The following is a 17,282-nucleotide window of genomic DNA, read 5'->3' as shown; positions in this document are numbered from 1 at the left end:
ATTACAGCCCTCGTTCACGTATCCAAGGCCGCACCTGCTGCCCTTCAGACAACTGATGTACGCCAGCCGTTACGATGGTATCGCCAATGGCAATTCCGCTGGTAATTGCTACGCCAGCATTGGTTAGCTCGCCAATCGTCACCGCTTGTTTTGTTACCTTGCCTTGGCTTTTATCATACAACCAGACATAACTTTGCTGTGAAGCAAGGTTTTCGGTATCGGGCATAAAAATGGCGGTCGCGGGAATATATAATGCGCTGCTATTTACTCGGTTCACTTGACTCATATCGACAATAACATTGGCTGTCATGCCAGATAACACATTAAATTGCTCCGGTGATTTCATGCTAAAAACCACTTTGAAACTATTGGTACTAGGATCGGCTCGACTATCCCATTCGCGCAAACTGGCACGAAAACGATACTCAGGATGGGAGTCAAAAATGACTTCTGGTTGATAATCTATTTCACGACGAACATTAGAAATTACATCCTCAGGCACTTGAATAACAACATCAACATGACCACGGACTTGCAGTTCCATGATCGGCTGCTGGGCAGCAATATTCTCATGATTTTCAACTAACAACCTAGATACTGTACCTGCAAACGGCGCTTCTAAACGGGTATAACTAAGCGCGGTTTTGGCTGCACTAAAATCGGCTTTAGCAACTTGTAACTGGGCTTTTGTTTCATCAAATTGCGCTTGCGATACTAATTTTTGTTCCATCAGTAAATTTGCCCGATCAAATTGAGTTTGGGCTAATTCATATCGAGCATTTGCTTGATCTAAACGCAATTTAAAATCAGTATCATCCAGTCGCGCGAGTAATTCTCCTCGCTGCACATTATGACTTGGTCGGCCTGACAGCTCGATGAGTTTCCCACTGACCCGAAAGGTTAAGTTTGCCCGTTTTGTCGGCTCGACTACAGCCGGAAATTGGCGCGCAGTTGCTGCATGCTCATTGCTGACATGAAACAGTTTAACCGGCCGAACAATATTAGCTTCCGGTTCCACTTCAGGGCTACCACAGCCAGTTAATATTACACTTAAACTAAAAAAGCTAACCACCAAGTAAGCGAGCTTTTCACTGAGTATAAGCTTGAGCTTAAACCCGAGCGATTTACAGGGTTTTTAAGCGTTTTTTTAACAAAGTAGCGCATAGTTAATTCCTGATATTACGGCGTATAATTGCCGAATCAAAATAAGATGTCAGACCAGATGACTGTTTGCCTATTTTGCCTAATTTTTACTGAGATAGCATGTGTTTTTTTAACAGCGTATTAAATCGTTAAGTTTAAATTTCTAATAAAGCTTGTTTTAATAACTGCACCTTATCCCGTGTGGCCGCGGCTTGTTCAAACTCAAGATCTTTAGCATGTTGCAACATTTGCTGCTCTAGTTGTTGAATTTGCGCCTCAATTTGATACGGCGTTTTACCTTTCACTAATTTAGCTTTTTCTGACACCATGGCAAAACCCGGCACCGGAGATTGCCCTAAGTCCATTACATCATTAACTCTTTTCTTAATCGCTGTCGGTAAAATGCCATGCAAGGCATTAAACTCCTGCTGTTTTAAGCGTCGGCGATCGGTTTCATCTATCGCCCGCTGCATAGAGCCGGTAATGCGATCCGCATATAAAATCGCTCTACCTTCTAAGTTACGCGCCGCACGGCCAATGGTTTGAATTAATGAACGCTCTGAGCGTAAAAACCCTTCTTTATCAGCATCTAAAATCGCCACTAAAGATACTTCGGGGATATCTAAGCCTTCACGCAATAAGTTAATACCCACTAAAACATCAAATACACCTAAACGTAAATCACGAATAATCTCCATCCGCTCAACGGTATCAATATCTGAGTGTAAATAACGCACTCGCACATCATGTTCACTTAAATAATCTGTTAGGGCTTCAGACATTTTTTTAGTTAACGTGGTCACCAGTACCCGCTCTTTTTTTGCCGCGCGTATGTATATTTCTGATAATAAATCGTCTACTTGGGTAGCAACTGGTCTAATTTCAATTGGTGGGTCAAGTAAACCTGTTGGCCGAACAACCTGTTCTATTACTTCTCCAGCTGATTGGTTGAGTTCATAAACAGCTGGCGTTGCAGACACATAAATTCGTTGCGGCGCTATGGCTTCAAACTCTTCAAACTTAAGCGGTCTATTATCTAATGCTGATGGTAAACGAAAGCCATAATTCACTAGGTTTTCTTTACGAGCGCGATCCCCTTTATACATAGCGCCAATTTGCGACACTGTGACGTGCGACTCATCAATAAACATTAAACCATCAGCGGGAAAATAATCTAATAACGTTGGCGGTGGCTCGCCATTAGCCCGGCCGGATAAATAACGTGAATAGTTTTCAATGCCTGAACAGAAGCCTAGCTCCACCATCATCTCTATATCATACAAAGTACGCTGGCTTAAGCGTTGCTCTTCAACCAGTTTATTATTGGCTAACAGCTCATCGCGCCGCTGTTGTAACTCAACTTTGATGTTATCAACTGCATCAAGAATTTTCTCTCGCGGTGTCACATAATGCGTTTTCGGATAAATAGTATAACGGGTAACAATTTTTTCAACTGCACCGGTTAACGGATCAAACAAACTAATACGCTCTATTTCTTCATCAAACAATTCAATTCTAACCGCTATATCATCAACTTCTGCCGGGAAGACATCGATAACATCGCCCCGCACGCGATAAGTCGCGCGCTGAAATTCAATATCATTACGTTTATATTGCAACTCAGCTAAGCGACGGATAATAAAACGCTGGTCAATAATATCGCCTTGTTTAAGGTGTAGCAGCATTTTCATATAAGAAACCGGATCGCCCAAACCATAAATGGCTGATACCGACGCCACAATCACGACATCTCGCCGCTCCATTAGCGCCTTAGTTGCCGATAAGCGCATTTGTTCTATATGTTCATTAATAGAGGCATCTTTTTCAATAAAAGTATCGGTTGAAGGCACATAGGCTTCGGGCTGATAATAGTCATAATAAGAAACAAAGTACTCAACCGCATTATTGGGGAAAAACGCTTTCATCTCGCCATAAAGTTGCGCGGCTAGAGTTTTATTATGCGCCATAATTAAGGTAGGACGATTTACCTGTTGGATAACATTGGCCATGGTAAAAGTTTTACCCGAACCGGTAACGCCTAACAAAGTTTGATGTGCCAAGCCAGCTTCAAGACCTGAAACTAATTGCTTAATGGCATTAGGCTGATCGCCTGCAGGTGAGTAATCTGATTTAAGTTCAAAATTTCTCGACAACGTGCTCTCCTATTTTGGCAGTTTTATTCGCCACTTTATTAAACCATCGCCAAGCAATACCCGCGGTAAAAGCATTTGCGATAACACATCCAACGAACAACCCCGTTATGCCAAAAAAGTTACCGCCTAACCAAGCCAACGGCACATAAAACACAAACAAACGAATAATACTCAATAGCAAAGCTTTACTTGGTTGGTGTAATGCATTTAGTGATGAATTAGTTAGAATCGTAATACCTTGCAAACCGTAACCTAAAGGCATGATCCAAATAAATAAACTGATAATGTGGATTACCTCTGGCTCGTCACTAAATAATTTAGCCAACGGTATCGCCAAAATAGCCAAGACAATATAGATAATAAGTTGCCATACCAGCACAAACTTAACGCAAAGTTGATAGCCTTGTTGTACTCGGTGCCAAAAGCCGGCTCCAAAATTTTGACTAATAAACGGCGGCAATGTCATTGATAAGGTTAAAACAATTAAAATGGCCATACCTTCTAAACGCGCACCAACACCAAAACCCGCTACCGCATGAGCACCATGACTTGCCATCATAGCCGTTAATATTGCCATCGCTAATGGGGTGAGCATATTAGCACCCGCAGCAGGTAAACCAATGCTAAGTATTTTCTTACTTGCGGCTTTTAGTAGCTTCCATCCTGGCCAATTTAAATTAAGTAGATTGCGTTTCTGCAACATATATAGCATAGCAACACTACCCACTAGCCAAGAAATAACAGTAGCTAATGCCGCACCATGCATATGCATAGCAGGAATGGGCCCAAAACCAAAAATTAAAATCGGGTCTAAAACTGCATTAACCAACCCCGATGTTCCCATAATGATACTGGGTATTTTAGTATCACCAGCCGCGCGCAATATGCCATTTCCAATCATGGGTACCATCAATAACACAGCCCCTAAAAAACCACAAATCCATATAAGGTTGAATATAGCTATAAATATGATCTGTCGCGCCCAATGCTTTAAATATCATTGGGCTTAAAAAATAACCGACTATCGAGATGGCTCCGACAATAGAACAAGACAAGCCTAGTGCAACTGTCGCATCGCCACGAGCTTCAGTGGTGTTACCTTGACCAAGTGCTCGGGCTATAACAGCTGACGTTCCAATACTTAGCCCTATCCCTAAACTAACTATTGTAAATGAGATGGGAAAAGTAAAACTAATTGCGGCAAGTGGTTCTGTCCCTAACAAGCTAATAAAAAAGGTATCAACAATATTAAAGGTCATTAATATTAACGTACCAAACAGCATCGGCACTGTCATAGCAATCATGGTCGCTTTGATATCACCTTTTAATAAGGCATTTGGTGCTTTAACCGAATTCATAATTTCTACTAATCAAAACAGGAATCCTATTGTAATGAAAAGCCGAGTCAGCGGCCATGCCATTTTAACACAAACCGCCTGATCAACTTTTTTATAACAGCTATTTAACACCAATAAAGTAAAAACAGTTCACAATTCAAGCCTGATCAGAAAACAACTGCAAATATGTAACTTCTTATTTTATTAACCTAAAAGCAAATTTAATAACCTACTGTATTTGCTAGCAAAATATTTTCATCGCAATAAGCTTGACCTTGCAGAAAGTCAACTAGCACATGCCTTAGCTATGCTATACACACAACAGTGCACAGAGTTATCCACAGAATCTGTGGGTAACCCTAGCTAAGCCACGTACCATATAGATTTGCGTAATAAGTAAAATAGGTTGGGAAATAAAATCTTATCTTGTGGTGATAACATCGTTGCATTTTACATCGCTTTGCTTAAACATTGTGCAAGTGAATCGTTAGAATGAAATTCAACACTGCAAACAGTTGACAGCTTCTATTACGGGCATTAGTATTGCGGCCGTTGAATGGAGTTCCCCAATAGCTCAGTTGGTTAGAGCGGCGGACTGTTAATCCGTAGGTCGTTGGTTCGAGTCCATCTTGGGGAGCCAATTTCATTCAATGATGTATGCACTAATTAAATAGTATCCATTTAGTTGTAATTCCCCAATAGCTCAGTTGGTTAGAGCGGCGGACTGTTAATCCGTAGGTCGTTGGTTCGAGTCCATCTTGGGGAGCCATACTAAATTATCCATTTGCTTTTCAAAATTCCCCAATAGCTCAGCTGGTTAGAGCGGCGGACTGTTAATCCGTAGGTCGTTGGTTCGAGTCCAACTTGGGGAGCCATCTTTTTCTTACCTACTTCTATCGTTAAATGGTTGCATATCGCAATAATAAACGGTATTTATCTATAATTGGTTTATTTATCAGTAATTTTGGGTGAATTACCTTTCCATTGCGCCTGGTTAAAACTATATTAAACATCAGGACAGGGAGTCTAGATTAATCTGGTGGTCATAGCTTATGAGAATACTAAGAACATTATTGCTAGGTCAGTTATTTGCCGCAATTATATTAGCCGCAATATCTGTATTTATTTTAGTTCAGTTCACGCAACAGCAATTAGAAAATAATCAACGCAGTGCGCAAAATGTCATTGAACAAATTCTAGGTCACCATTTAAGCGGTGACGGTAAAATTATTAGTCGCCAACTTGAGCGTAGTTTTACCTTAACTAATTTACGTGTCAGTCAACTTGATGGTGTTGTGTTGCACGAGCAAAGCTTAACAGAGATCCGCCCCGTTATTGCGCAAACTGTTTTAGATTTATTTGGTACTGAATTTAAAAATTATACGGTTAAAAATACCGAGCAAAATTTAATTGTTAGTTATCAATTAAATCAAACTGCACTATTGAACCAATTTCAGTACGCTTTGCTTATCTTAATTATTGCGCCTTTTATTATTGGTTGGTTACCTGCCCTAATTGGTAAAAGTGGTATTAGTCGTAGTTACCGCCGCGCCACAGCCGCCGTAAATCAGTTAATTGATAACTTTACTGATGAAAGCAGTATTGCTAAAACCGATTGGAGTAAAATTCCTCACGAGTTTGCTGATATTAAAGTTAGTTTAAAAAAGCTGGAAAGCCACACCGATAAGCAATATCAAAATATGACGCTTAAAGCGGAAGAGATTGCTGAGCGAGCTTATAAAGATTCTGTTACTGGTTTACCTAATCGCAATCGCTTTTTACAATTTTACGAAGAGAATATTCACCAAGCTAAAAATAATGAATTTGGTATTTTTGCTATTACCCGCTGTACAGAATTACAAACATTAAATCAGTCGCGTGGTTATCAAGAAGGCGATACTTATATCAGTGAAGTCGCTGATATCATCAAAAAGTTAGTTGGCTCTTATGTCGACCATAAGTTGTATCGTTTAAATACTTCTGACTTTGCGATTTTATTACCGCGTATTACGCCTAAAGAAGCCGAGGTTTTTGCCCAACAACTGCAAAGCCGTTTTAACGAATATCAAAATTTATCTGAATTAGATTCAGTAGCTTATACCGGATTAGTTAGTTATGAATCTGGTAAAGCGCTAAGTGATTTATTAGCCATTGCTGATACCTCCATCAGCTTGGCCCAAACCAAGCAAGCTAATGCTTGGCATATCCAAAAAGAATCAGCGGGTTTAGAAATGAGCCGCACCGGTTATGGCAATCAAAATTGGCGTAATGTGATTGATGATGTACTGACAAATAATCGCATTAGTTTATTAACCCAGTTAATTCAACCGGCTACGCGTTCCTCAAGAACTTACTCAGAAATATTAGTGCGGTTTAAAACCCAAGAAAATCAAGTTTTACCCACGGCATCGTTTTTAGCCATGGCAGAAAAACTGGATAAAATTATTGAGATAGATCGACTGGTTATTGAAACATCGTTGACCACGATTAAACAAAAAAATCTACAAGATCAATATTTTGGTATAAACCTGTCTGCACGTAGTTTGCATGATGATCAATTTTGTATTTGGCTGGAACGGCGTTTATTAAAAGATGCCAATATCGCGTCTAAATTAGTTTTTGAAGTGACTGAGTTTAGCATGCAACAAAATTTTAAAACCAGTAAGCGCTTTATTGATATGGTACATCGTGCCGGTTCACGTATTACTGTCGAACGCTTTGGTGTGGGTATCACGTCATTTAAATTTTTCCGAGATTTAAAACCAGATTACGTAAAAATGGATGGCAGTTATACCCGCAGAATTGATGAAGATAAAAACAATCAGTACTTTATGCGCTTAATGATTGACCTCGCTCACCGTATTGGTGTTGGCGTTTTTGCTGAAAACGTTGAAACGCAAGAAGAGAAGCATATGTTAGAATCATTATTCATTGATGGTAACCAAGGCTATTATATTGGTAAGCCGGTACCGCTTTAATCTAAATTAGCGACTAATCATCGGTTAGTCGCTAATTCCCCACAGTTTGTCTGGTTGTGTCTAACGCGGCTTAATTGCATAATATAGCCCTTATTTTTGCTTGGACGGGCCCATGAGCGAATTTTTGCTGTTACTTGTCAGTACAGTGCTAGTTAATAATTTTGTTTTAGTTAAATTTCTTGGTTTGTGCCCTTTTATGGGGGTATCAAGTAAGTTAGAAACTGCTATTGGTATGTCATTAGCCACTACCTTTGTACTTACCCTAGCATCGTTATGTAGTTATTTAGTTGATCATTATTTATTAGCCCCTTTGGACTTACTGTACTTACGCACCCTAAGCTTTATTTTAGTGATTGCCGTGGTAGTGCAATTTACTGAAATGGTAGTGCATAAAACTAGCCCGACTTTATATCGATTATTGGGTATTTTCTTACCGTTAATTACCACTAACTGTGCAGTTTTAGGCGTTGCTCTGCTAAATGTTAATGCGCGGCATAACTTTATTAATTCTGTTATTTATGGTTTTGGCGCTGCGGTCGGTTTTTCATTAGTATTAATTTTATTTGCTGCTATGCGTGAGCGTTTAGCGGCAGCCGACGTACCGACTCCGTTTAAGGGTGCCGCCATAGCCATGATTACTGCAGGGTTAATGTCACTGGCCTTTATGGGCTTTACTGGATTGGTAAAAGTAGCATGAGTATTGTAACGGCTTTATTAGCCATTGGTTTGTTAGCTCTGGTATTTGGTGCCGTTTTAGGTTTTGCGGCGATTCGCTTTAAAGTAGATAGTGATCCGCTAGTGGATCAAATTGATGATATTTTACCGCAGACCCAATGCGGCCAATGCGGTTATCCTGGCTGTAAACCTTATGCTGAAGCCATTGCCAACGGTGATGAAATCAATAAATGCCCACCAGGCGGTGAAAGCACTATTCGTAAACTGGCCGATTTAATGGGTGTTGAAGCTAAACCGTTAAATGCGGCTCAAGAGCCCTCTATTAAACGGGTTGCCTATATTCGAGAAGATGAATGTATTGGTTGCACTAAATGCATTCAAGCCTGTCCGGTCGATGCCATCCTTGGCGCATCTAAACTGATGCACACTGTTATTATTGATGAATGTACCGGTTGTGATCTTTGTGTTGAACCTTGTCCAGTTGATTGTATCGATATGGTACCTGTAGCAGAAACAACCGAACGCTGGAAATGGGATTTAACAGCAATACCGGTTCGCGTAGTGGAGTCTTAATAACTATGCAAAGTTTATTTGAACAAATTCAATCTGGAAAGCTGTGGGATTTTCATGGTGGTATCCATCCTCCCAGCAGAAAAAACCAAACCAATAACAAACCTATAGCCCGTTTACCCATGCCTGATCGGTTATATTTACCGTTACGTCAACATATTGGTATTGCCGGCCAGTTATTAGTCAATGTAGGCGACCGGGTATTAAAAGGCCAAGCGCTGACTGCAGCAGATAATGCTATGACAGTGCCTATACATGCGCCAACCTCTGGTCATGTTATCAGTATTGGCCCACACAGTAGTGCCCACCCTTCTGCGTTACCGGAAATAACACTCACCCTAGCACCAGATGGCTTAGATGAGTGGCGTTTAAGACAGCCACTCAATTTTACTACCTGCGATAACTTAACTTTATTAAATCGGATCCATGATAATGGTATTGCCGGTATGGGTGGTGCTGGGTTTCCAACCCATCTAAAAGTAGGTTCCAGTAAGACCATCGACTATCTTATTATCAATGCAGTGGAGTGTGAGCCTTATATCACCGCTGATGATTTGTTAATGCAAGAAGCCGCTACCACTATTGTTAAAGGCATTGATATCCTCTTTCGGCTACTGCAGCCCAAAGCCGTACTTATTGCTATTGAAGATGATAAGCCTATTGCTACTGCTGCCATGTCTGCAGCGAGTAACCAGCGGGATAATTATTGGGTGCGCAATGTACCGACTAAATACCCTTCCGGTGGCGAAAAACAATTAATTGAATTATTAACGGGTACAGAAGTCCCTACTGGACGCCGACCGCTTGATATTGGCATTGTGATGCAAAATGTCGGTACTGTCTTTGCCATTGCCCAAGCGGTATTAGATGACCATCCACTCATTTCACGTATTGTTACTGTGGCCGGGGATACCTTAGACCAGCCGCAAAATGTGTTGGCTTTACTGGGTACTCCAGTTGCAGATTTACTCGACTTTTGTGGTTTTAGCAGCCAGCCAAAACAACGTGCTATTATGGGTGGCCCTATGATGGGCTTTACCTTGCCACGCTTAGATATACCGGTGATTAAAACCACTAATTGTATTTTAGCGCCTACTGCAACTGAGTTACCGGCCGCAGAGCATGAAATGGACTGTATACGTTGCAGTGCCTGTGCCGATGCCTGCCCTGCTTCGTTACTACCTCAACAGTTGCTCTGGTATAGCAAAGCTCAAGATGTTGAAAAATTGCAGCAATATAATTTATTTGATTGCATTGAGTGTGGTGCGTGCGCCTATGTTTGCCCTAGTGAAATCCCGTTAGTGCAATACTATCGGGTGGCTAAAGCAGAGTTAAGAGAGCAGCAACAAGAGGCGATTAAAGCCGAGCAAGCGAAAGCCCGTTTTGATGCTCGCAACGAGCGCCTAGAACGCGAAAAACTTGAACGACAACAGCGAAACGAACAACTTGCTGCCGCCAGAGCACAACAGCAACAAGCTAGTGGCAAAGCCAGCGCTGTCGCAGATGCGCTAGCAAAAATAAAAGCTAAAACGGCCAGTCGTCAAACCGAACCGACTACATTAGATAGAGACGCTATTATTGCCCAACGTGAGTTGAAAAAGCAGCAAGCTCGCGATTATCAGCAAGCCAAACAAGCCAACACTGCCTCAACTGTGCAGAGCGGAGCGGATAACAGCCCCCCTAATCCTGCTGATGCAGCAACAGAAAAGGATCCGCGTAAAGCTGCCATTGCCGCTGCGATTGCTCGGGCTAAAGCTAAGCAAACTAGCGAAAAGCTAGCTCAGCCCGATCTAACAGCTGATACCGAGGCTAATGTTGAGGCTGCCAATGTTGAAACTGAAACAAAACCGATACCTGCCGTTGATCCACGCAAAGCGGCCATAGCTGCTGCGATTGCTCGAGCTAAAGCTAAGCAAGCCAGCGAAAAGGTAGCTCTGCCCGATGCCGCAACGGATACAGATGCAAATGTTGATACTGAAGCTGAACCGACTCCAGCCGTTGATCCGCGTAAAGCCGCTATTGCAGCTGCGATTGCTCGCGCTAAAGCTAAGCAAGCCAGCGAAAAGCTAGCTCAGCCCGATGCCACAGCGGATATAGATGTGAATGTAGTTACTGAAGCAGAACCGGCACCAGCCGTTGATCCACGCAAAGCCGCCATTGCTGCTGCGATTGCTCGAGCTAAAGCCAAAAAACAAGCAGATAAACAATCATGAGTTTTAAAATAGCCAGTTCACCACACCAGCGTTTACAACGCAGCACTGCGCAAATTATGCGCCTCGTTATGCTTGCCTGTGTGCCGGGTATTATTGTCCAAGCTGCTCTGTTGGGTTATGGCGTGTTAATTCAATTAGTTTTAGCCATTGCTACGGCTTTAGTTAGCGAAGCCATTATTATGCTATTACGCAAAAAAGCAGTTTGGCCCAGACTACGCGATAACAGTGCAATGTTAACCGCAGTGTTACTTGCCATCGCCATACCGCCTTATGCCCCTTGGTGGTTAGTCATTATTGGTACTGCTTTTGCCATTATCATCGTTAAGCAATTATATGGTGGTTTAGGTAATAACTTATTTAATCCGGCTATGGCCGCTTATGTATTATTACTGATTTCATTCCCGGTACAAATGACGCAATGGCTGCCACCGGCATCATTACAAACCTTCGCTTTAACGCCTATAGATGCAGTATGTGCGGTATTTAGTCAATTTAGTTGTAGTGGTTATAGCCTGCAACAACTGCAATCAACTGTAGATGGCATCACCATGGCTACGCCTCTGGATACCTTACGTACTGATCTGAGTCGCGGCATTACCTTGTCTGAAAGCATGCAGAGACCGGTTTTTTATGCCTTTGCCGGCAGCGGTTGGTTGTGGGTTAATTTAGCCTACCTAATTGGCGGTTTAGTCTTAATTCAACAAAAAGTGATTAGTTGGCGTATTCCGGCAGCTGTCATTATCAGTTTAGCTATATTCAGTGGCATTGGTAGCTTAGCAGCACCCGACACCTTGGCTAGCCCGCTATTTCATTTATTTAGTGGCGGCACTATGTTGGCAGCCTTTTTTATCGCTACCGATCCAGTTTCCGCTTCCACCACCAATAACGGTCGGCTGTGGTACGGTGTATTAATTGGTTTATTAGTGTATTTAATTCGCACTTATGGTGGTTATCCTGACGCCTATGCGTTTGCAGTATTAATTGCCAATATGGCAGTGCCTCTTATCGATTACTATACTCGCCCTCGTACCTATGGGCATCAGCAACCGAGGCCAAAAAATGATTAAATCAATCAGTAAAAATGCCTTAGCTTTAGCGGTTGTTGCCGCAGTTTGCGTAACCATACTCAGTGTGGTTAATGTACTGACTGAACCGAAAATTGCCGAGCAAGCCTTAGCCAGTAAGCTGGCAGTTTTAAAAGAAGTCCTGCCAGGTGTGAGCGTTGATCATGCGTTATTAGCGGATTGCCGCCAAGTTATCGCCCCCGAGTACTTAGGCCGTGAACGCGCGCAAAGTATTTATCGTTGGCGCCAACAAGATACCCTAGCAGCTTATTTAGTCGAAACGACTGCACCTGATGGCTATAGCGGTAATATTGATTTAATTGTGGCTGTGGCACCTGACGGCACTGTATTAGGCTCGCGAGTAGTTAACCATCAAGAAACACCGGGCTTAGGTGATAAAATTGAATCTCGCCGCTCTAGTTGGATCTTTAGTTTTAGCAATAAAATCGTCACTGCCGATAATGCAGCCGCATGGGCGGTACGTAAAGATGGTGGTCAATTTGATCAGTTTACCGGGGCGACAATAACACCTCGTGCTGTGGTAACTGCGGTCAGAAAAGCGGCTTTATATGTATTGCAACATCCAGAGCTAGCCGACTTGCCAGCTAACTGTGAGGTTTTACCATGAACGAATTTAAACAGCTAACCGTGCAAGGATTATGGAAAAACAATCCTGGCTTAGTCCAGCTGCTCGGTTTATGCCCATTACTGGCGGTTACAGCAACGGTTACTAATGCACTAGGCTTAGGTGCAGCAACCTTATTAGTCTTACTGTTCTCAAATATCGCGGTGTCTTTAGTGCGCAATCATGTTGCGGCTGAAATTCGTATTCCAATATTTGTATTAATTATTGCCAGTTTAGTCACCGTGGTGCAATTACTAATGAATGCTTACACTTTTGGTTTGTATCAATCGCTGGGTATTTTTATCCCACTGATTGTTACCAATTGCGCCATTATTGGCCGCGCTGAGGCCTTTGCTTCGAAAAATGCGGTGCTGCCTTCAGCTATTGATGGTTTTATGATGGGCTTAGGCTTTTTATTAGTGTTACTGGTATTAGGTGCGTTACGTGAAATTCTCGGCCAAGGCACGCTGTTTGATGGTGCCGATTTACTGTTAGGAGACTGGGCTAAGGTATTACGCATTGAGTTATTTACAACCGATAGTCACTTTTTACTAGCAATGTTACCGCCGGGTGCTTTTATTGGTATGGGACTATTGATTGCCTTAAAGAATGTTATTGATAATAAACTGCAGCAGCGTGAAGCTAGTGTTGCTAAAATCTCTCGCGCTCGGGTAACTGGTGCGGCGCAATAAGATTAAGTTAAGGTGCAAGCAAAGGTGAAAGTTAAATAAATGAATAAGCAAAAGCGTATTGAAATGTTAAGTCGTTTACGTGATGCTAATCCTAATCCAACCACGGAATTAGAATACAGCTCACCGTTTGAGTTGTTAATTGCAGTGCTTTTATCAGCTCAATCTACAGATGTTGGCGTAAACAAAGCCACTAAAGCGTTATTCCCCATTGCCCGCACGCCGCAAGCTATGTTGGACTTAGGCGTAGATGGCTTAAAACAGCATATTAAGACCATAGGTTTATTTAACACTAAAGCCGAAAATACCATAAAGACTTGCCGTATGCTGGTTGAGTTACATCAAGGTCAAGTCCCTGAAAATCGGGCTGCATTAGAAGCGCTGCCTGGTGTGGGTCGCAAAACCGCAAACGTGGTACTCAATACTGCTTTTGGCTGGCCTACTATTGCTGTAGATACCCATATTTATCGCGTCTCTAACCGGACTAAATTGGCCATGGGTAAAACGGTTGACGACGTTGAACAAAAACTACTTAAAGTGGTGCCTGCAGAGTTTAAATTAGACGTACATCATTGGCTAATTTTGCATGGTCGGTACACCTGCGTGGCACGCAAACCTCGCTGTGGTAGTTGTATTATTGAAGATCTGTGTGAGTTTAAAGATAAAGTTGAAGCTTAATTAGGAGTTTATAATGCGTATGTTACATACCATGCTACGCGTGGGTAATTTAGAAAAATCAATCGCTTTTTACACTGACGTTTTAGGCATGACATTATTACGTCAATCAGATAACGAAGAGTATCGCTATACTTTAGCTTTTGTTGGCTATGGTGCTGAATCTGAGCATACCGTATTAGAGTTAACCTATAACTGGGATACTGACAGTTATGATTTAGGTAATGCTTATGGCCATATTGCGCTAGAAGTAGACGATATTTACCAAGCCTGCGATAAAATTCGGGCTAAAGGCGGTGTTATTAGCCGTGAGCCTGGGCCAGTAAAAGGCGGCAGCACTAAAATCGCATTTGTCCGCGATCCAGATAATTATGCGATTGAGTTAATTGAGAAAAAAGAAAACTACGATACTCTATAATCTACGTAGGTAATGGTTAGCTGCAACAAGCACCTGTAAGTAGCATTTAATACCATTATTTTTGCCAACAGTTAGCGGCAATCCATTATGGATACCGCTAACTGATTTTACTCAGTAAACTGCTTAGTAACTTAAAACCCTAATTAAGCATCTTCCAAAGTAATAAATACTTTCTCATTTAATGACATAGCCAAATTATTATCATAATACGCCGCTTCATTAATAAAAGTGGGATACACCGTAGTCGCACCGTCATATTTCACTTCAGTACCATCAAATAAAGTGAAAATTGGATCACCCGGATTAATCGGTTGATAGTCATTATCTTGAATGTTTTTATGCACCATACCTAATCGCTCGCCCTGATCGTTCATAGGCAATTTAATACTGTGCAAATAACGAAATGCTTCCGTTTGCTTGGGTAGCTGTGGCAGATTGTTGTGGTTATATAATTCAACAAAATCTAGAATATGTTGAGTCATTTTATGCATTAAATCTAAAATATCTTGGCGAACTACGGATTGAGATTGCGGTCCTACTTCTACCAAAACACCATAGCGTCCTAAAGTACACATTAACGCATGATCTTGTGCAGCAACGTGATCTTCATCACGAGAAATAATCGCTTCTGGCATCTGCATTTTAACGTAAGCAGCCATTTTATTATAAAACTCACCGGCTTGAGTCAGAATTAAACACGCGCCCATATTACTGGTCGTGTTATGCAAGTCGATAATTAAGTCTGTTCTGGCCTGCCCTTTAGGGCCTAGCTGTGCGTTTAATACTTTAGCCCGACTTTGCTCATAATCGGTTAAGGTCATATCGGCTAAATCAGTATTTTTAAACTGGCGATTTAAATCACTTTGTAAATAACGTTTATTAGCAAAATGTGCTTCTGGATTTGCCCAAACTGTTTCGGTGTTAAAACTGCTTCGTGTCATCAGTTCTGGCTGAGCTTGGTACTGTTTTATTAAATAGATACCAGAGAACTCATTACCGTGGACACCACCGACAATAGCCACTTGTTTAATTGCATCAACTGTTTGCGAACCCATAAAAACTCCTATTGGACTAAGCTTGTGCTTAGCCTAAATCAATAGTGCTATTATGACCAAAATTGATAATAAATAGAATAGAATTTAAATGCAGAAAATAAGAATATTAATATAACTAAAATAAGGCTTAATAATTAAGCAGCTGGTGTTGCTAAATCTTTGGCCGCAGCAAAATTGTGCTCTGCTACTAATTCATTATGTAAAATTTGTGAAGCTTGGCAGGTACATTTACCGCATTGACTACCCACACCTAAACACAATTTAAGCTCACGCATAGTGCATACTCCTTCAGCTACCTTTTGCTTAATAGCTTTATCAGTTACACCTTTACATAAACATACATACATAGCGAACACCCTTAATATTTGGACGCTCTAATCTTAACGCTATTGAGAACCGTTATCAATAGCATTAAGAAAAAAAAGGTAAACCCTGCTTCTACACAAAGATTTACCTTTAGTCAGTTTAGCTATGCAGCTAGTGCTATCTAAATAATACCTTCTCTTGCTGAAACCAATGCACACAAAAACCAATCGCTATCGCTGCTAAAAGTACGGTAGAGCCAAAAATTAAGGCTAATAAACCATAATCAGCAGTGCCTTTAATCAGCTCTTTAATGGCTAAAGCCACGTTCATTATTGGTACTAAGGCTGTTTTCGCTGTTAGCTCTACCCCTGGCATCATCGCCGCGACTAAAGGTAGGAAAATCATAATAGTTAATGGGCTAATATAATTTTGCGCTTCTTTAAAGGTACGGGCATAAATTGAGATAGCCAATAATAATGCAGCAAATACCGCTGATATTGGTAGCAGTAATGAAAATATTAAAATAAGTTCAGTAACCGCAATAGCAGACATCGCTTCTTGCACTATCGCCATACCTGCGAATGAGCCAATGACCGCGCCCCATATACCAAAACTCGCAACGGTAATTAAGGCTCCGACTAGGCCGGTCGTTAATACAGTCAAAAACTTACCTAAGACAATACTCACACGGCTAATAGGACAGATAAGTAAGGTTTCTAAAGTACCCCGCTCTTTTTCACCTGCCCCCATGTCTATCGCAGGGTAAGATGCCCCAAGTAAACATAATGGAATAAGAATGTAGGCGATAATAGCGCCAAATTTTTCACCAATATTTTCTCGCTTGGCTGCGGTATCTTGCTTAGTTACTGCAACCGGTTTAATTATTGCAGCTAGCTTAGCAGGATCAACATTAAGCTTAGTCAAGCTTTGCCGTTGCAACTGCTCATTAAAATCTGCCAATGTTTGATCAAAATAACGATACATAAAATCAAATTGTGAAGACTGGTTATAAATAATTTGCCAATTAGATTGCTCTACCAACTGACGCTTATTAGCAAAATCTGCGGGGATCACAATGGCAACATCAAACTTATCGTCACGAATAGCTTGGGCCAATTCATCAGAGGTAGTTAACTCAGTTTCAATTTTCTTAAAGTTTTTATGATAAAACAACGCATCACTAAATTCTGGTGCTTGTTGTTCATTAACAATGACATATCGATGTTCAGCCTGCATAGCAGTATTGGTGGTACTGGATAACACTAAACCCATCACGCCAAAAATAATAGGGAAAATAAAAATCGGCAATAGAATAACAAAGATTAAGGTTTTCTTGTCGCGCATAAGCTCGGTGAGTTCTTTAAAATAGACTTGCCACATA

At 41.3% G+C, this 17,282-nt stretch carries 16 protein-coding genes and 3 tRNA genes; 12 read left to right on the top strand and 7 right to left on the bottom strand.

Annotated features, from left to right (window positions below):
• Position 1 precedes the first annotated feature (1 nt).
• The 4 genes from BI198_RS08035 to BI198_RS16245 all read right to left on the bottom strand — a co-directional run bounded on the left by BI198_RS08035 (position 2) and on the right by BI198_RS16245 (position 4,654).
• Positions 2-1,018: an efflux RND transporter periplasmic adaptor subunit gene (locus BI198_RS08035; protein ID WP_235605283.1), complete on the bottom strand. Its 1,017-nt coding sequence runs from the start codon at positions 1,016-1,018 to the stop codon at positions 2-4.
• A 280-nt stretch (positions 1,019-1,298) separates the two neighbouring features.
• A complete protein-coding gene (uvrB, locus tag BI198_RS08030) occupies positions 1,299-3,296 on the bottom strand; it encodes an excinuclease ABC subunit UvrB (protein ID WP_070049083.1) in 1,998 nt (665 codons plus the stop codon).
• Positions 3,280-4,197: an MATE family efflux transporter gene (locus BI198_RS08025; protein ID WP_235605282.1), complete on the bottom strand. Its 918-nt coding sequence runs from the start codon at positions 4,195-4,197 to the stop codon at positions 3,280-3,282. The genes uvrB and BI198_RS08025 overlap by 17 nt, the downstream gene beginning before the upstream one ends.
• Entirely contained in the window at positions 4,163-4,654 is a 492-nt protein-coding gene (locus BI198_RS16245) for an MATE family efflux transporter (protein WP_235605281.1), read from the bottom strand. The genes BI198_RS08025 and BI198_RS16245 overlap by 35 nt, the downstream gene beginning before the upstream one ends.
• 542 nt (positions 4,655-5,196) lie before the next feature.
• On the opposite strand from BI198_RS16245, the gene BI198_RS08020 reads away from it, so the two are divergent.
• The 12 genes from BI198_RS08020 (at position 5,197) to gloA (ending at position 14,540) form a co-directional block, all read left to right on the top strand.
• Positions 5,197-5,273: transfer RNA gene (locus BI198_RS08020), tRNA-Asn, on the top strand.
• Between the two features lie 52 nt (positions 5,274-5,325).
• Positions 5,326-5,402, top strand: a tRNA-Asn gene (locus tag BI198_RS08015).
• Between the two features lie 29 nt (positions 5,403-5,431).
• Positions 5,432-5,508 (top strand) — tRNA-Asn (locus BI198_RS08010).
• 177 nt (positions 5,509-5,685) lie between these two features.
• Complete coding sequence (locus BI198_RS08005; RefSeq protein ID WP_070049082.1) at positions 5,686-7,611, top strand: EAL domain-containing protein; 1,926 nt, start codon at positions 5,686-5,688, stop codon at positions 7,609-7,611.
• 112 nt (positions 7,612-7,723) lie between these two features.
• Positions 7,724-8,308: an electron transport complex subunit RsxA gene (gene rsxA / locus BI198_RS08000; RefSeq protein ID WP_070049081.1), complete on the top strand. Its 585-nt coding sequence runs from the start codon at positions 7,724-7,726 to the stop codon at positions 8,306-8,308.
• Positions 8,305-8,859 (top strand): electron transport complex subunit RsxB, encoded by a 555-nt coding sequence (gene rsxB / locus BI198_RS07995; protein WP_070049080.1) that lies wholly within the window; start codon positions 8,305-8,307, stop codon positions 8,857-8,859. Before rsxA ends, rsxB begins: the two co-directional genes overlap by 4 nt.
• A 5-nt stretch (positions 8,860-8,864) precedes the next feature.
• Complete coding sequence (gene rsxC / locus BI198_RS07990; protein WP_070049079.1) at positions 8,865-11,069, top strand: electron transport complex subunit RsxC; 2,205 nt, start codon at positions 8,865-8,867, stop codon at positions 11,067-11,069.
• On the top strand, positions 11,066-12,136 hold the full coding sequence (gene rsxD / locus BI198_RS07985; RefSeq protein ID WP_070049078.1) for an electron transport complex subunit RsxD: 1,071 nt from the start codon (positions 11,066-11,068) through the stop codon (positions 12,134-12,136). Before rsxC ends, rsxD begins: the two co-directional genes overlap by 4 nt.
• On the top strand, positions 12,129-12,761 hold the full coding sequence (gene rsxG / locus BI198_RS07980) for an electron transport complex subunit RsxG (RefSeq protein ID WP_070049077.1): 633 nt from the start codon (positions 12,129-12,131) through the stop codon (positions 12,759-12,761). The genes rsxD and rsxG overlap by 8 nt, the downstream gene beginning before the upstream one ends.
• Positions 12,758-13,450, top strand: a complete 693-nt coding sequence (locus BI198_RS07975) for an electron transport complex subunit E (RefSeq protein WP_070049076.1) — start codon at positions 12,758-12,760, stop codon at positions 13,448-13,450. Before rsxG ends, BI198_RS07975 begins: the two co-directional genes overlap by 4 nt.
• A 39-nt stretch (positions 13,451-13,489) precedes the next feature.
• Entirely contained in the window at positions 13,490-14,125 is a 636-nt protein-coding gene (nth, locus tag BI198_RS07970) for an endonuclease III (protein WP_070049075.1), read from the top strand.
• 13 nt (positions 14,126-14,138) lie between these two features.
• A complete protein-coding gene (gene gloA / locus BI198_RS07965; protein WP_070049074.1) occupies positions 14,139-14,540 on the top strand; it encodes a lactoylglutathione lyase in 402 nt (133 codons plus the stop codon).
• Between the two features lie 143 nt (positions 14,541-14,683).
• Here gloA and BI198_RS07960 read toward each other — a convergent pair whose 3' ends face one another.
• The 3 genes from BI198_RS07960 to BI198_RS07950 all read right to left on the bottom strand — a co-directional run bounded on the left by BI198_RS07960 (position 14,684) and on the right by BI198_RS07950 (position 17,281).
• Positions 14,684-15,595 (bottom strand): aspartoacylase, encoded by a 912-nt coding sequence (locus BI198_RS07960; RefSeq protein ID WP_070049073.1) that lies wholly within the window; start codon positions 15,593-15,595, stop codon positions 14,684-14,686.
• 134 nt (positions 15,596-15,729) lie between these two features.
• A complete protein-coding gene (locus BI198_RS07955) occupies positions 15,730-15,942 on the bottom strand; it encodes a bacterioferritin-associated ferredoxin (protein ID WP_070049072.1) in 213 nt (70 codons plus the stop codon).
• A 136-nt stretch (positions 15,943-16,078) separates the two neighbouring features.
• Complete coding sequence (locus BI198_RS07950) at positions 16,079-17,281, bottom strand: ABC transporter permease (protein ID WP_070049071.1); 1,203 nt, start codon at positions 17,279-17,281, stop codon at positions 16,079-16,081.
• Position 17,282: the final 1 nt, after the last annotated feature.

It is taken from the genome of Rheinheimera salexigens, from assembly GCF_001752395.1.
GTDB classification, from domain to species: Bacteria; Pseudomonadota; Gammaproteobacteria; order Enterobacterales; family Alteromonadaceae; genus Alishewanella; species Alishewanella salexigens.
The sequence above is the reverse complement of the archived record's forward strand: the minus strand, read 5'-3'. Positions and strand labels throughout refer to the sequence as shown.

What these genes read in the sequence shown, in the direction of transcription:
- BI198_RS08025 (WP_235605282.1), bottom strand. Translation starts at nt 4,197, where the DNA reads ATGATTGGAAATGGCATATTGCGCGCGGCTGGTGATACTAAAATACCC.
- BI198_RS16245 (WP_235605281.1), bottom strand. Translation starts at nt 4,654, where the DNA reads ATGAATTCGGTTAAAGCACCAAATGCCTTATTAAAAGGTGATATCAAA.
- BI198_RS08005 (WP_070049082.1), top strand. Translation starts at nt 5,686, where the DNA reads ATGAGAATACTAAGAACATTATTGCTAGGTCAGTTATTTGCCGCAATT.
- rsxA (WP_070049081.1), top strand. Translation starts at nt 7,724, where the DNA reads ATGAGCGAATTTTTGCTGTTACTTGTCAGTACAGTGCTAGTTAATAAT.
- rsxB (WP_070049080.1), top strand. Translation starts at nt 8,305, where the DNA reads ATGAGTATTGTAACGGCTTTATTAGCCATTGGTTTGTTAGCTCTGGTA.
- rsxC (WP_070049079.1), top strand. Translation starts at nt 8,865, where the DNA reads ATGCAAAGTTTATTTGAACAAATTCAATCTGGAAAGCTGTGGGATTTT.
- rsxD (WP_070049078.1), top strand. Translation starts at nt 11,066, where the DNA reads ATGAGTTTTAAAATAGCCAGTTCACCACACCAGCGTTTACAACGCAGC.
- rsxG (WP_070049077.1), top strand. Translation starts at nt 12,129, where the DNA reads ATGATTAAATCAATCAGTAAAAATGCCTTAGCTTTAGCGGTTGTTGCC.
- BI198_RS07975 (WP_070049076.1), top strand. Translation starts at nt 12,758, where the DNA reads ATGAACGAATTTAAACAGCTAACCGTGCAAGGATTATGGAAAAACAAT.
- nth (WP_070049075.1), top strand. Translation starts at nt 13,490, where the DNA reads ATGAATAAGCAAAAGCGTATTGAAATGTTAAGTCGTTTACGTGATGCT.
- gloA (WP_070049074.1), top strand. Translation starts at nt 14,139, where the DNA reads ATGCGTATGTTACATACCATGCTACGCGTGGGTAATTTAGAAAAATCA.
- BI198_RS07960 (WP_070049073.1), bottom strand. Translation starts at nt 15,595, where the DNA reads ATGGGTTCGCAAACAGTTGATGCAATTAAACAAGTGGCTATTGTCGGT.
- BI198_RS07955 (WP_070049072.1), bottom strand. Translation starts at nt 15,942, where the DNA reads ATGTATGTATGTTTATGTAAAGGTGTAACTGATAAAGCTATTAAGCAA.
- BI198_RS07950 (WP_070049071.1), bottom strand. Translation starts at nt 17,281, where the DNA reads ATGTGGCAAGTCTATTTTAAAGAACTCACCGAGCTTATGCGCGACAAG.